Source organism: Streptomyces sp. NPDC001617, assembly GCF_053596855.1.
This window is the reverse complement of record NZ_JBSFHA010000082.1, coordinates 37,396-50,287: the sequence shown is the minus strand read 5'-3', so window position 1 is coordinate 50,287 and position 12,892 is coordinate 37,396. Positions and strand designations below refer to the sequence as shown.

Genomic DNA, 12,892 nt, shown 5'->3' with positions numbered 1-12,892 from the left:
GGCGCTACCGCCTTGAGAGGGCGGCGTGCTAGGCCGCTACACAACGGGGGCCCTGGCGATCCCCACCCGGCGGTAGCGCCGGTTCGAATCCGGTCGGGGGTACAAACTGGTCTAAACCACATTGGTCTATGGTGTAATTGGCAGCACGACTGATTCTGGTTCAGTTAGTCTTGGTTCGAGTCCAGGTAGACCAGCTCGGATCTGCGGAAACGTAAGATCCTCGCCCCCGTTGTGTAGCGGCCTAGCACGCCGCCCTCTCAAGGCGGTAGCGCCGGTTCGAATCCGGTCGGGGGTACAGAGACAAGGCCCTTCGCTTCGGCGGAGGGCCTTCGTCGTGCCCGTCGGCTACGCGTCGAAGCCGTACCGCCGTGCCGTCTCCTCCTCCTGGGCCAGCCGGTGCAGCGACTGCAGGATCGGCTCGTTGATGATCGCCCCCAGGATCGCGAACTCGATCCGCTCCTCCTCGGAGGGGTGCGTCTCCATGTTGTCCAGGTCGAGGACGGCTGTCCGGTGCATCAACTCGGCGTACGGCGCCATCAGTTCGGCCCCCCATCCGTAGCCGAGCCGGCGGAACGCGGCCACCGACACGACCAGTGAGCGGTACGCGGGGGAGATGGTCGCGAGCCGCTTGGCGTTCTCCCAGCCGAGCCGGTCCAGAAGTGTGTCGACCTCCTGGTGCGCGGCCCGGACGAACTCGTCGTCCTCGTCCGGCTCCGGCACCTGCGGCAGGGCCCACAGGGCCGCACCCAGGCGGATCGTCCGGGGCAGGGAGTCGTCGTCGACATGCCCCAGCACCTCCCGGACCGTCGCCACCGGCAACCGGCCGACCTGGATCATCGCGCGGATCAGCTTCAGGCGGCGCAGGTGCTCCTCGTCGTACTCGGCCGTCGTCGCGTTGATCTGGCGGCCGGGCGCCAACAGCCCTTCGCGCAGGTAGTACTTGATCGTCGCGGTGGACACCCCGCTGCGGGTGCTCAGTTCGGCGAGCCGCATGTCTTGCGCTCCTTCTCGGATACCGTCACTATCCAAGCATCACCACTCGGATAGCGCTGCTCACCAACAAGGGGGAAGTAGTCATGGTGTCCCGTACGACAGCCGATGCGCAGGGTGACGTCGTCGTCCTGCTGATCGGCATGCGCGTCAACCGCTTCTGGGCCGTCCATCTGTGGCTGCCGGTGATGCTCGGGATGTTCCGCATGCTGCGAGAGCTGGAGAAGGACCCCGCGCGCGGCCTGCTCAGCCGTGTCCTGCTGACGGCGTCGCCCCGCACGTACTACGTCGTCCAGTACTGGGAGTCCAAGGAGAAGCTGTACGCCTACGCGGCCGCGACGGACGCGTTCCACCACAAGGCGTGGGCCGCGCTCAACCGCAAGGAGCGCGACGGAAAGCTGCGGGGGCAGGTGGGGATCTGGCACGAGGCGTATGTCGTGCCGGAGGGGTCGTACGAGGCGATCTACGGGGACATGCCGGCGTTCGGCCTCGCGGCCGCGCACGGGCAGATCCCGCTGGAGAAGCGGGGCCGGTACGCGAAGGACCGGTTCTCGTACCGCTCCAGGCGGGAGGCGGCGGCCGAGAAGACCGGCTGACCAGGGGGGACCCAGGGGGACGGGGAGAGGGGAGGGCCTGCCGCGGCGTTGGGGCGGGCCCTTCCCTCTGACGTTCCCGGACGGTTCGCGCGTCAGCCGGAGCGGCGCAGGGCCTCGGAGAGACGGGCGGCGGCGTCGATGACGGCCTGGGCGTGCATACGGCCCGGGTGGCGGGTCAGGCGCTCGATGGGGCCGGAGACCGACACGGCGGCCACCACGCGGTTGGACGGGCCGCGTACGGGCGCCGAGACGGACGCGACGCCGGGCTCGCGTTCGCCGATGGACTGGGCCCAGCCGCGGCGCCGTACGCCGGACAGGGCCGTCGCCGTGAAGCGGGCGCCCTGCAGGCCGCGGTGCAGGCGCTCGGGCTCCTCCCAGGCCATCAGGATCTGCGCGGAGGAGCCGGCCTTCATGGTGAGGGTCGAGCCGACCGGGACGGTGTCCCGCAGGCCGGACAGGCGCTCCGCCGCGGCCACGCAGATGCGCATGTCACCCTGGCGGCGGTAGAGCTGGGCGCTCTCGCCCGTGATGTCCCGCAGGTGCGTGAGCACCGGGCCCGCCGTGGCGAGGAGGCGGTCCTCGCCGGCGGCCGCGGCCAGCTCGGCGAGGCGCGGGCCGAGAATGAAACGGCCCTGCATGTCGCGTGCCACCATGCGGTGGTGTTCCAGAGCCACGGCCAGTCTGTGGGCCGTGGGCCGTGCCAGCCCGGTCGCCGCGACCAGACCCGCGAGGGTGGCCGGACCGGACTCCAGGGCGCTCAGGACAAGGGCTGCCTTGTCCAGAACGCCGACGCCGCTACTGTTGTCCATGCAACGATACTCATGTCTCACTCTGTGAAACGCAAGTTCCTTTTTTCGTGAGACGCGCAACCCTTGTAGGCACAGCGGCCCGCAGACCAACGGGCCTGGCGGCGGGTGCCCGGGAACAGGGGCCGTGGGCGTCGCCTCCACAAGATCTCTAGTTGGGCCGGCGCACCTTTGCCGGCCGGAGGGAAAGCGATGGGTAGGACACTCGCGGAGAAGGTCTGGGACGACCATGTCGTCCGGCGCGCCGAGGGCGAGCCCGACCTCCTCTTCATCGATCTGCACCTGCTGCACGAGGTGACCAGCCCGCAGGCCTTCGACGGTCTGCGCAAGAGCGGTCGCCCGGTGCGCCGGCTCGACCTGACCATCGCCACCGAGGACCACAACACCCCGACCCTCGACATCGACAAGCCCATCGCGGACCCGGTCTCCCGGGTCCAGCTGGAGACGCTGCGCAAGAACGCCGCGGAGTTCGGTGTCCGACTGCACTCGCTGGGCGACGTCGAGCAGGGCGTCGTGCACGTCGTCGGCCCGCAGCTGGGCCTGACCCAGCCCGGCACGACCGTCGTCTGCGGTGACTCGCACACCTCCACCCACGGCGCCTTCGGCGCGCTGGCGTTCGGCATCGGCACCTCCCAGGTGGAGCATGTGCTGGCCACCCAGACGCTGCCGCTGGCCCGCCCCAAGACCATGGCGATCACGGTCGACGGCGAACTGCCCGAGGGCGTCACCGCCAAGGACCTGATCCTGGCGATCATCGCCAAGATCGGTACGGGCGGCGGCCAGGGCTACATCCTGGAGTACCGCGGCTCCGCCATCGAGAAGCTCTCGATGGAGGCCCGCATGACCATCTGCAACATGTCGATCGAGGCCGGCGCCCGCGCGGGCATGATCGCCCCCGACGAGACCACCTTCGCGTACATCAAGGGCCGCGCCCACGCCCCCGAGGGCGAGGACTGGGACGCGGCCGTCGCGTACTGGAAGACGCTCAAGACGGACGAGGACGCCGAGTTCGACGCCGAGGTCGTCATCGACGCCGCGTCGCTCTCGCCGTTCGTCACCTGGGGCACCAACCCCGGTCAGGGCGCGCCGCTTTCGGCGACCGTCCCCGACCCTGCTTCGTACGAAGACGCTTCGGAGCGCCTCGCCGCCGAAAAGGCCCTGGAATACATGGGGTTGGAGGCCGGCCAGCCGCTGCGCGACATCAAGGTGGACACCGTCTTCGTAGGCTCGTGCACCAACGGCCGCATCGAGGACCTGCGGGCCGCCGCCGCCATCGTCGAGGGCCGCAAAATCGCCGACGGCGTACGGATGCTGGTCGTCCCGGGCTCCGCGCGCGTGGGTCTGCAGGCCGTCTCCGAGGGCCTGGACGTCGTCTTCAAGGAGGCCGGCGCCGAGTGGCGGCACGCGGGCTGCTCGATGTGTCTGGGCATGAACCCGGACCAGCTGGCCCCGGGCGAGCGCTCCGCGTCCACCTCCAACCGCAACTTCGAGGGCAGGCAGGGCAAGGGCGGCCGTACGCACCTGGTCTCGCCGCAGGTCGCCGCCGCGACCGCCGTGCTGGGCCACCTGGCCTCGCCCGCCGACCTGTCCGACGCCCCTGTCGCCGCTGGAGTCTGAGAGTCATGGAAGCATTCACCAAGCACACCGGCCGGGCCGTTCCGCTGCGCCGCTCGAACGTCGACACCGACCAGATCATCCCTGCTCACTGGCTCAAGAAGGTGACCCGGGACGGTTTCGAGGACGGGCTGTTCGAGGCCTGGCGCAAGGACGAGAACTTCGTCCTCAACCGGCCCGAGCGCAAGGGTGCGACCGTCCTGGTCGCCGGTCCCGACTTCGGCACCGGCTCCTCCCGTGAGCACGCCGTGTGGGCGCTGCAGAACTACGGCTTCAAGACCGTGATCTCCTCCCGCTTCGCCGACATCTTCCGCGGCAACTCGCTGAAGAACGGCCTGCTCACGGTGGTCCTGGACCAGAAGATCGTGGAGGCGCTGCAGGAGCTCTCCGAGAACGACCCGCAGGCCGAGATCACCGTCGACCTGGAGGCCCGCGAGGTGCGCGCCGAGGGCATCACCGCCTCCTTCGAGCTGGACGAGAACTCACGCTGGCGGCTGCTGAACGGGCTGGACGACATCTCCATCACCCTCCAGAACGAGGCCGACATCGCCGCCTACGAGGCCAAGCGGCCGTCGTACAAGCCGAAGACGCTCCAGACCTGATCCGGAGCACCGAAACCAGTCTGGTTTCGGCCAACTGAACACCCCCTCCGTACCCCCGATCGGCCCGATCGGGGGTACGGCCATGTCTGCACCCGAACGGCCCTGCGGGCGCTCGCACGTTCCCCCAACTTCCCACGTTAGGACGGCTGTTGTGGGGGTAGCCGAAGGCTGTAGGCGCGACTTCCACATGTGCCCGGAAGGCCGTTTGAGGGCCCAGTTGCGACCCCCGCAGGCGACAACTCGCCCCAGATGGCACAATCTGTGCATGGAACACGACGGCCAACTCGAGCTCTATGCGGCAGTCGCGGACCAACTCAAGGAAGCGCACACAAGGGTGCGCGCACTGCAAGTCCCGGAGGGCGTACGGATGGCGCTGACCCGGAAGCTGCTGGTCATTACGGCCGCGGCCAAGCACGATCTCGCCGACGCGGCAAGGCGACTGGAGGCGTTCACCGCGGACCTCGATGCGGGGCGAATCCCCGAAGAGGACCGCTGAAGGCAGCCGGGGCAGCCGAGTTCGTTGCGGCGCACGGGTGATTAGCCCGTTTCGTGTTTGATTTGCGGTATATATCTGCCTAACGTGCGAAAAAGCTTGAACACTTTCGTTCTGGCAATGTCTCCGAAGGGGAAGACGTGAACAAGGCGCAGCTCGTAGAAGCGATTGCCGACAAGCTGGGCGGCCGCCAGCAGGCCGCCGAGGCTGTCGACGCGGTCCTGGACGCCATCGTCCGTGCGACCGTCGCGGGGGACCGGGTCTCGGTCACCGGCTTCGGTTCGTTCGAGAAGGTCGACCGTCCGGCCCGCTACGCCCGCAACCCCCAGACGGGCGAGCGGGTTCGGGTCAAGAAGACCTCCGTGCCGCGCTTCCGCGCGGGCCAGGGCTTCAAGGACCTGGTGAGCGGCTCGAAGAAGCTCCCGCGCGGCGGCGAGGTCGCCGTCAAGAAGGCGCCCAAGGGCAGCCTGTCCGGCACCGCCACGGCGACGGTGAAGAAGGCCGCCGCCAAGAAGGCCACCACCAAGGCGGCCGCGGCGAAGAAGACCACCGCCAAGAAGACGACGGCCAAGAAGACCACGGCCACCGCCAAGAAGGCGACGGCCAAGAAGACGACGGCCAAGAAGGCCACGGGCGCGGCCAAGACCGCCGCGGCGAAGAAGACCACCGCCAAGACGGCGACGGCCAAGAAGGCCCCGGCGAAGAAGGCGACCGCCAAGAAGGCCCCCGCCAAGAAGTCGACGGCTCGCACCACCACCGCCAAGAAGGCCACCGCCCGCAAGAGGTAAGGGCGCAGGGTCACTCACGCACCGGGCCGGACTCCCCGTGGAGTCCGGCCCGCGGCGTGTGCAAGTCCCCTCAGGGGGTGTTCAGAACGTCTGAAGCGTCACCAGCGTGATGCGGGCACTGTCCTTCGCGCCCTCGACCTCGATCCGCACCCGCTGCCCGGGCCGCAGCAGCCTGAGCCCACCCGCGTCGAACGCCGGCGCGTCGAAGGGCATCGGGGTGCCGTCGTCGAGCAGCACCTGCCCACTGCGGGTCTCGGGGTCGTACGTGTACGCGGTCGCCTGCATATCCGGCAGCCTACTGCCCCGGAATCAGCAACTGCGCGGCCACGGCGGCCGTCCGGGGACCCACCCCGAGCGCCAGTGCCGCGCGCAGGTCCTCGCCGGTGTCCACGTCCTGTCGTACGGAATCCACCTCGGTGAGAGCCAGCTCCGCGGCCCCCGAGGCGCGGTGTCGCGCGCGCGAATCCGGGCCGAATGCCGGGAGCAATTCCCGGCCCGGGGCCGCGGCCAGCAGGGTGGTGCCTATTGCGGCCGCATCGGCGAGAAAAGCACGGGGGAATTCCGCCGCCGCGTCGAGCACACGCGCCAATTCCAGGGACCGTAGGGCCGGGAGATCGGCGTTCAGGGCTGCCACGGGGCTTTCCGGGTGGTCGGCGCGTACGGTGGCTGCCGCGTATGCCAGTGCCGTGTTCAGGCCGCCGCGCGGCTCGTCGGTGACGATACGGGCGCCCAGTGCGGCCAGCTCGCGGCCGGCCCGGGCGTCGTCCGTGACGACTGCCACATCCTTCACCGACGGGCTGGCCAGGGCGGCCGCCACGGTGTCCTGGGCGAAGGCGAGGGCGAGGCCCGGGCGAACCCCGTCCGCGGCGGTGTCCGCGAGCCTGCTCTTGGCCCGCGCCAGGGGTTTCAGGGGTATGACCAACGTCCACTGCACGAGTGTTCCGTCCCTCTCTTGTCGCGGCCATTGTCACTCAGCCGTCACCTGGGCCATCTGGCGGTCGGGCCGTCGAGGCGTACGGTGTTCTCGACAGACCGTCGGCCTGGGGCGACACTTGTGCGGCCCCCCAGGCCCTAGAGGAAGGTGTCCGCGTGCCCCGCCGCAGAATCGGCTTCTGGTACCGCCTCGCAGCGGTGATCGCCAAACCGCCGCTGGTGGTTCTGATCAAGCGGGACTGGCGCGGAATGGAACACATTCCGGCCGACGGTGGATTTATCACCGCGGTGAACCATAATTCGCATGTGGACCCCCTCGCGTACGCGCACTATCAGTACAACACCGGGCGGGTTCCGAGATTCCTGGCGAAGAGCGGCCTTTTCGGGAAGGGATTCGTCGGTGTCATGATGCGCGGCACCGGACAGATCCCGGTCTACCGCGAGACCACGGACGCGCTCGACGCTTTCCGGGCCGCGATCGACGCCGTGGAGCGCGGTGAGTGCGTGGCCTTCTACCCGGAGGGCACCATCACCCGGGATCCGAACCAGTGGCCCATGACCGGCAAGACGGGGGCCGCGCGCGTCGCCCTGACCACCAAGTGCCCGGTGATCCCCGTCGCCCAGTGGGGCGCCAACGAACTGCTGCCGCCGTACGCCAAGAAGCCCAACCTCCGCCCGCGCAAGACCCATCACGTGCTCGCCGGCCCGCCCGTCGACCTCGCGCGCTTCTACGACAAGGAGATGACCCCGGACCTCCTGAAGGAGGCCACCGAGGTCATCATGGCCGCCGTCACCGCCCAGCTGGAGGAGATCCGCGGCGAGAAGGCGCCCGCGACGCCGTACGACCCGCGCAAGGAGCGGATCGAGCAGCGTCGCAGGACCCAGGCGCAGGGACAGGTGCAGGCACCGCGGGAACAGCAGGAAGAGGAGCAGGGCACGTGAGCAAGCCCGTCAAGGCGGCGGTCTTCAGCGCCGGTTCGTGGGGTACGGCGTTCGCGGTCGTGCTGGCGGACGCGGGGTGCGAGGTCACCCTGTGGGCACGCCGTGCGGAGGTGGCCGAGGCCATCAACTCCGGCCGTACGAACCCCGATTACCTGCCGGGCGTCGAACTCCCGGAGAACGTCCGGGCCACCATCGATCCGGCGGAGGCCGCCGCGGGCGCCGACTTCACGGTCCTCTCCGTGCCGTCCCAGACCCTGCGCGCCAACCTCGCCGAGTGGACCCCGCTGCTCGCGCCCGACACGATCCTGGTGTCGTTGATGAAGGGGGTCGAACTCGGCTCCACCATGCGGATGAGCGAGGTCATCGAGGACGTCGCCAAGGTCGGCCAGGACCGTATCGCCGTCGTGACCGGACCCAACCTCGCACGCGAGATCGCCTCCCGGATGCCGGCCGCCGCGGTGGTCGCCTGCACCGACGAGGCCGTGGCCCGAACGCTCCAGGCGGCTTGCCACACCCCGTACTTCAGGCCGTACACGGAGACGGACGTCGTCGGCTGCGAGCTGGGCGGCGCCGTGAAGAACGTCATCGGTCTCGCCGTCGGCATCGCGGACGGCATGGGCCTCGGCGACAACGCCAAGGGCTCGCTCATCACGCGCGGCCTCGCCGAGACCGCGCGGCTCGGTGTCGCGCTCGGCGCCAACCCCCTCACGTTCGCCGGACTCGCGGGCCTCGGCGACCTGGTGGCGACCTGCTCCTCGCCGCTGTCCCGCAACCACACCTTCGGCACCAACCTCGGCAAGGGCATGACCCTGCAGGAGACCATCGCGGTCACCAAGCAGACCGCCGAGGGCGTCAAGTCCTGTGAGTCCGTGCTGGATCTGGCCCGCCGGCACGGCGTCGACATGCCGATCACCGAGACGGTGGTCGCCATCGTCCATGAGGGCAAGCCGCCGGTGGTCGCCGTCAAGGAACTCATGTCGCGCAGCGCGAAGCCGGAACGACGCTGAGCGACGGCGCCGTTTTTGCCTCGTTCGCCGCAGGGGCGCACGCTGTATCAGGGCCCTACCACCGGGTACTCTCAACGCGATATGAGCACCGAGAACCTTTCCCAGAGCCCTGAGCAGCCGTCTCGCAAGCCGCGCGTGGCCGTCGTGTTCGGCGGGCGCAGCTCCGAACACGGGATCTCCGTGGTCACCGCCGGCGCCGTCCTGCGGGCCGTCGACCGGACCAAGTACGACGTCCTGCCGATCGGCATCACGCGCGAAGGCCGCTGGGCCCTCACCGTCGACGAACCGGAACGCATGGCGATCTCCGACCGCCGTACGCCCGAGGTCGAGGACATCGCCGAGTCGGGCGAGGGCGCCGTGGTGCTCCCCCTCGACCCCGGCAACCGCGAAGTCGTCGTCAGCGAATCGGGATCGGTGCCCAAGGCGCTCGGCGAGGTCGACGTCGTCTTCCCCGTCCTGCACGGCCCGTACGGCGAGGACGGCACCCTGCAGGGTCTGCTGGAGCTCTCCGGCGTCCCGTACGTGGGTGCGGGTGTGCTCTCCTCGGCGATCGGCCAGGACAAGGAGTACATGAAGCGGGTGTTCACCTCCTTCGGGCTCAAGGTCGGCCCGTACGTGGTGATCCGGCCGCGCGAGTGGGAGCGGGACGAGTCGGCGGCCCGCAAGAAGATCGTCGACTTCGCCGGCGAGCACGGCTGGCCGCTGTTCGTGAAGCCCGCGCGCGCGGGTTCGTCGATCGGCATCACCAAGGTCGACGACCTGTCCGGCCTGGACGAGGCGATCGCCGAGGCCCAGCGGCACGACCCGAAGATCCTGATCGAGGCGGCGCTGCGCGGCCGGGAGATCGAGTGCGGCGTCCTGGAGTTCGAGGACGGACCGCGCGCCTCGGTGCCGTCCGAGATCCCGCCGCCGGACACGCACGCGTACTACGACTTCGAGGCCAAGTACATCGACTCGACCCCGGGGATCGTGCCGGCGCCCCTGACCCCGGAGGAGACGGCGGAGGTCCAGCGGCTCGCCGTGGACGCCTTCGAGGCGGCCTCCTGCGAGGGCCTGGTCCGCGCGGACTTCTTCCTCACGGAGGAGGGCGAGTTCGTGATCAACGAGATCAACACCATGCCCGGCATGACGCCGATCTCGATGTACCCGCAGATGTGGCAGGCGAGCGGAGTCAGCTACCCGGAGCTGGTGGACCGGCTGATCCAGGCGGCCCTGCGCCGCTCGACGGGCCTTCGCTAGCCAGGGGCTGCTGCGAAAGTCCCGCCCTACGGGCGGACGACGGGACTTTCGCAACCGCCGCTAGTCGGCGATCCCCGCGGGGATCGCCTTCTTGACGGACTTCGCGAGGTCCACGAGCGGAGCCATCCCGTCCCCCGTGCGGTCCTTGGGGATCGTCACCTCGACGTACGCCTTCCGCAGCGTCGTCGTGAACCGGAACGAGCCGTCCTTCTGCTTCTCCAGCAGCCAGCCCACCCCGTTGACCTCGACCCCGTCGGCCTCGGGGTCGTTCATCTTCGAGGGCCGCTCGACGCCGCAGCGCAGTATGATCGCCGGGTTCCCCCAGCCCGCGGTCAGCGCCGACGCGGGTGTGGGGTCCCGGCGATCCTGACCGTCGACCTTGGACGGCAGCGCCTTGTCCAGGTCCTTGCACAGCTCGGAGACCTTCGCACCCGGCGAGGGAACCGCCGCCGACACGGTGTCGTCTGCTGAGGAGCAGCCCACAGCGGTGATCAGCAGGGCGAGCACGGGCAGACCGACAGGCCGGTGACGAAAGAAGTTCACCGGCCAAGGGTAGACGGGGGCTACAGATGCACGACCGGGCAGGTCAGGGTGCGCGTGATGCCGTCCACCTGCTGGACCTTCGCGACCACCAAGCGGCCGAGGTCGTCCACGGTGTCGGCCTGGGCGCGCACAATCACGTCATAAGGTCCTGTCACGTCCTCGGCCTGGATCACCCCAGGAATCTTGCTGATCGTCTCGGCGACGGTCGACGCTTTGCCGACCTCCGTCTGGATCAGGATGTACGCCTGTACCACGGAACCTCCAGGGCGGCCACGAGGATCATGTGGGGAAAAGGAACGCCACGGTATCGCGTCGCCGCGCGCCGCGGGGAGACCCGGGGCCCCCGCGGCGGGCTGCGGGGGCGACACAGGTTGACGGACACCTCGACCGTATCGAGGACACTGTTGACGCGCGACTGGGAACGGCAAGGGACAGAAGGGGAGCAAGGGTAATGAAGGGCACTGTTGGTGAGCTCGGCGAGTTCGGGCTCATCAGGGAGCTCACCTCCCGTCTCACCACCACCTCGGCGGTCCGGGTCGGCCCCGGCGACGACGCCGCGGTGGTCGCCGCGCCCGACCGCCGGGTCGTGGCCAGCACCGACATCCTCCTGGAGGGCCGGCACTTCCGCCGCGACTGGTCCACGGCCTACGACGTCGGCCGCAAGGCCGCCGCACAGAACCTCGCGGACATCGCCGCCATGGGCGCCGTACCGACCGCCCTGCTGCTCGGCCTGGTCGTCCCCGCCGAACTCCCGGTGACCTGGCCGAGCGAGCTGATGGACGGGCTGCGCGACGAGTGCCAGGTGGCGGGCGCGTCCGTGGTCGGCGGGGATGTCGTACGAGGCGACACGATCATGGTGTCGATCACCGCGCTCGGCGATCTGCGCAACCAGGAGCCGATCACCCGGGGCGGCGCCCAGCCCGGCGACCTCGTCGCGGTCACCGGCTGGCTGGGCTGGTCCGCGGCCGGGTACGCGGTGCTCTCCCGCGGCTTCCGCTCGCCGCGCGCCTTCGTGGAGGCGCACCGGCGCCCGGAGCCGCCGTACCACGCGGGACCGGCCGCCGCCGGACTCGGCGCGACCGCGATGTGCGACGTCAGCGACGGGCTGATCGCCGACCTCGGGCACATCGCCGAGGCCAGCAAGGTCCGTATCGACATCCGCTCCGGCGCGATCGACATCCCGTCCCAGATGAACGACATCGGGCAGGCCGTCGGCGTCGACCCCATGCAGTGGGTGCTGACCGGGGGAGAGGACCACGCGATCGTGGCGACCTTCCCGCCGGACGTGAAGCTCCCGGCCCGCTGGAAGGTGATCGGCGAGGTCCTCAACCCGTCGGCGCTGCCCCAGGTCACGGTCGACGGGGCGCCGTGGACCCGCAAGGGCGGCTGGGACCACTTCGGGGACATCGAGTCGTGAGTGCCCCGCCGAGGGTTGTGACGGTCGCGGGCTCCGACTCCGGTGGAGGGGCCGGAATCCAGGCCGACTTGAAGACGATGCTGGCACTCGGCGTGCACGGCATGAGCGTCGTCACGGCCGTCACGGCCCAGAACTCCCTTGGCGTGCAGGGCGCTTGGCCGCTGCCCGTGGAGGCGGTGCGGGCCCAGTACCGGAGTGTCGTCGACGACATCGGCGTACAGGCGGTCAAGACGGGGATGCTGGCGTCCGCGGAACTCGTCGAGGCCGTGGCCGAGTTGATCGCCACGACGGACGCGCCGGCCGTCGTCGACCCGGTGGGCGTCTCGAAGCACGGGGACTCGCTGCTGGCGGATTCGGCCCTGGACTCGATGCGCGGGAAGCTGCTGCCGGTGGCGACCGTGGCGACCCCGAACCTCGACGAGGTCGCCCAACTCACCGGCGTACAGCTCGAGTCGGCGGAGCAGCTCGGGGAAGCCGCGGCGGCCGTGCTGTCGTACGGACCGAAGTGGGTGCTCGTCAAGGGCGGTCATCTTCCCGGTGACGCGGTCGACTTGCTCACCGACGGCGCCGAGGAGCACTGGTTCCGTGCCCCCCGCCTCGACAACCGGCACACGCACGGCACGGGCTGCACCCTCGCGTCCGCGATCGCGTCGCAGCTCGCGAAGGGGCAGTCCGTGCCGGAGGCGGTGGCGGTGGCCAAGGAGTACGTCACCGGGGCGATCGCGGCCGGGTTCGCACTCGGCGGCGGGATCGGGCCCGTGGACCACGCCTGGGCCCTCAGGCCTCCCGCAGGGCCGGGTACTCCCGCAGCCTGATGTCCGTGGCCGCCTTCTCGGTCAGCCGCTTGAAGAAACGGGCCAGCGGGCGCGAGGCGAGGACCCGGTACATCCGGTCGCGGCTGCGGATGCGCCGCTCGGTCGCC

Annotated in this window: 16 protein-coding genes and 2 tRNA genes; 12 read left to right on the top strand and 6 right to left on the bottom strand. The window is 69.9% G+C overall.

The window, feature by feature from the left end:
* Nucleotides 1–122 precede the first annotated feature (122 nt).
* A tRNA-Gln gene (locus ACWC09_RS41230) sits at nucleotides 123–194 on the top strand.
* 28 nt (nucleotides 195–222) lie between these two features.
* A tRNA-Glu gene (locus ACWC09_RS41225) sits at nucleotides 223–295 on the top strand.
* A 50-nt stretch (nucleotides 296–345) separates the two neighbouring features.
* Here ACWC09_RS41225 and ACWC09_RS41220 read toward each other — a convergent pair.
* Nucleotides 346–993 carry a MerR family transcriptional regulator gene (locus ACWC09_RS41220; protein WP_450856175.1) on the bottom strand — a complete coding sequence of 216 codons (648 nt, stop codon included), beginning with the start codon at nucleotides 991–993 and terminating at the stop codon, nucleotides 346–348.
* A gap of 83 nt (nucleotides 994–1,076) precedes the next feature.
* Between ACWC09_RS41220 and ACWC09_RS41215 the strand changes: the two genes are divergently transcribed.
* Nucleotides 1,077–1,586, top strand: coding sequence for a DUF4188 domain-containing protein (locus tag ACWC09_RS41215; RefSeq protein WP_450856174.1), 510 nt, complete (start codon nucleotides 1,077–1,079; stop codon nucleotides 1,584–1,586).
* Nucleotides 1,587–1,678: 92 nt separating this feature from the next.
* On the opposite strand, the gene ndgR is transcribed toward ACWC09_RS41215, so the two are convergent.
* Nucleotides 1,679–2,395, bottom strand: coding sequence for an IclR family transcriptional regulator NdgR (ndgR, locus tag ACWC09_RS41210; RefSeq protein ID WP_189188940.1), 717 nt, complete (start codon nucleotides 2,393–2,395; stop codon nucleotides 1,679–1,681).
* 189 nt (nucleotides 2,396–2,584) lie between these two features.
* Between ndgR and leuC the strand changes: the two genes are divergently transcribed.
* The 4 genes from leuC to ACWC09_RS41190 all read left to right on the top strand — a co-directional run bounded on the left by leuC (nucleotide 2,585) and on the right by ACWC09_RS41190 (nucleotide 5,889).
* Complete coding sequence (gene leuC, locus ACWC09_RS41205; RefSeq protein WP_450856173.1) at nucleotides 2,585–4,009, top strand: 3-isopropylmalate dehydratase large subunit; 1,425 nt, start codon at nucleotides 2,585–2,587, stop codon at nucleotides 4,007–4,009.
* Nucleotides 4,010–4,014: 5 nt separating this feature from the next.
* The gene (gene leuD / locus ACWC09_RS41200; RefSeq protein WP_450856172.1) at nucleotides 4,015–4,608 is read left to right on the top strand and encodes a 3-isopropylmalate dehydratase small subunit; all 594 of its coding nucleotides are present in this window, start codon (nucleotides 4,015–4,017) and stop codon (nucleotides 4,606–4,608) included.
* A gap of 265 nt (nucleotides 4,609–4,873) precedes the next feature.
* Nucleotides 4,874–5,104, top strand: a complete 231-nt coding sequence (locus ACWC09_RS41195) for an SCO5555 family protein (protein ID WP_450856171.1) — start codon at nucleotides 4,874–4,876, stop codon at nucleotides 5,102–5,104.
* A 137-nt stretch (nucleotides 5,105–5,241) separates the two neighbouring features.
* Nucleotides 5,242–5,889, top strand: a complete 648-nt coding sequence (locus tag ACWC09_RS41190) for an HU family DNA-binding protein (protein ID WP_450856170.1) — start codon at nucleotides 5,242–5,244, stop codon at nucleotides 5,887–5,889.
* An 81-nt stretch (nucleotides 5,890–5,970) separates the two neighbouring features.
* Here the strand turns inward: ACWC09_RS41190 and ACWC09_RS41185 are convergent, their stop codons facing one another.
* Nucleotides 5,971–6,174 (bottom strand): hypothetical protein, encoded by a 204-nt coding sequence (locus ACWC09_RS41185; protein ID WP_450856169.1) that lies wholly within the window; start codon nucleotides 6,172–6,174, stop codon nucleotides 5,971–5,973.
* 10 nt (nucleotides 6,175–6,184) lie between these two features.
* Entirely contained in the window at nucleotides 6,185–6,823 is a 639-nt protein-coding gene (gene cofC, locus ACWC09_RS41180; protein ID WP_450856168.1) for a 2-phospho-L-lactate guanylyltransferase, read from the bottom strand.
* A gap of 155 nt (nucleotides 6,824–6,978) precedes the next feature.
* Here cofC and ACWC09_RS41175 point away from each other — a divergent pair, with 155 nt between their 5' ends.
* The 3 genes from ACWC09_RS41175 to ACWC09_RS41165 all read left to right on the top strand — a co-directional run bounded on the left by ACWC09_RS41175 (nucleotide 6,979) and on the right by ACWC09_RS41165 (nucleotide 10,010).
* Entirely contained in the window at nucleotides 6,979–7,764 is a 786-nt protein-coding gene (locus ACWC09_RS41175; protein WP_450856167.1) for a lysophospholipid acyltransferase family protein, read from the top strand.
* A complete protein-coding gene (locus tag ACWC09_RS41170) occupies nucleotides 7,761–8,771 on the top strand; it encodes an NAD(P)H-dependent glycerol-3-phosphate dehydrogenase (protein WP_450856166.1) in 1,011 nt (336 codons plus the stop codon). Before ACWC09_RS41175 ends, ACWC09_RS41170 begins: the two co-directional genes overlap by 4 nt.
* An 81-nt stretch (nucleotides 8,772–8,852) precedes the next feature.
* Complete coding sequence (locus ACWC09_RS41165) at nucleotides 8,853–10,010, top strand: D-alanine--D-alanine ligase family protein (RefSeq protein WP_450856165.1); 1,158 nt, start codon at nucleotides 8,853–8,855, stop codon at nucleotides 10,008–10,010.
* Between the two features lie 60 nt (nucleotides 10,011–10,070).
* Here ACWC09_RS41165 and ACWC09_RS41160 read toward each other — a convergent pair whose 3' ends face one another.
* Nucleotides 10,071–10,553, bottom strand: a complete 483-nt coding sequence (locus ACWC09_RS41160; RefSeq protein WP_450856164.1) for a DUF3515 domain-containing protein — start codon at nucleotides 10,551–10,553, stop codon at nucleotides 10,071–10,073.
* A gap of 20 nt (nucleotides 10,554–10,573) precedes the next feature.
* Complete coding sequence (locus ACWC09_RS41155) at nucleotides 10,574–10,807, bottom strand: Lrp/AsnC family transcriptional regulator (RefSeq protein WP_020121007.1); 234 nt, start codon at nucleotides 10,805–10,807, stop codon at nucleotides 10,574–10,576.
* A 197-nt stretch (nucleotides 10,808–11,004) separates the two neighbouring features.
* Here ACWC09_RS41155 and ACWC09_RS41150 point away from each other — a divergent pair, with 197 nt between their 5' ends.
* Nucleotides 11,005–11,970: a thiamine-phosphate kinase gene (locus ACWC09_RS41150; RefSeq protein WP_450856163.1), complete on the top strand. Its 966-nt coding sequence runs from the start codon at nucleotides 11,005–11,007 to the stop codon at nucleotides 11,968–11,970.
* Nucleotides 11,967–12,785, top strand: a complete 819-nt coding sequence (gene thiD / locus ACWC09_RS41145; RefSeq protein WP_450856162.1) for a bifunctional hydroxymethylpyrimidine kinase/phosphomethylpyrimidine kinase — start codon at nucleotides 11,967–11,969, stop codon at nucleotides 12,783–12,785. Before ACWC09_RS41150 ends, thiD begins: the two co-directional genes overlap by 4 nt.
* Nucleotides 12,786–12,892: the final 107 nt, after the last annotated feature.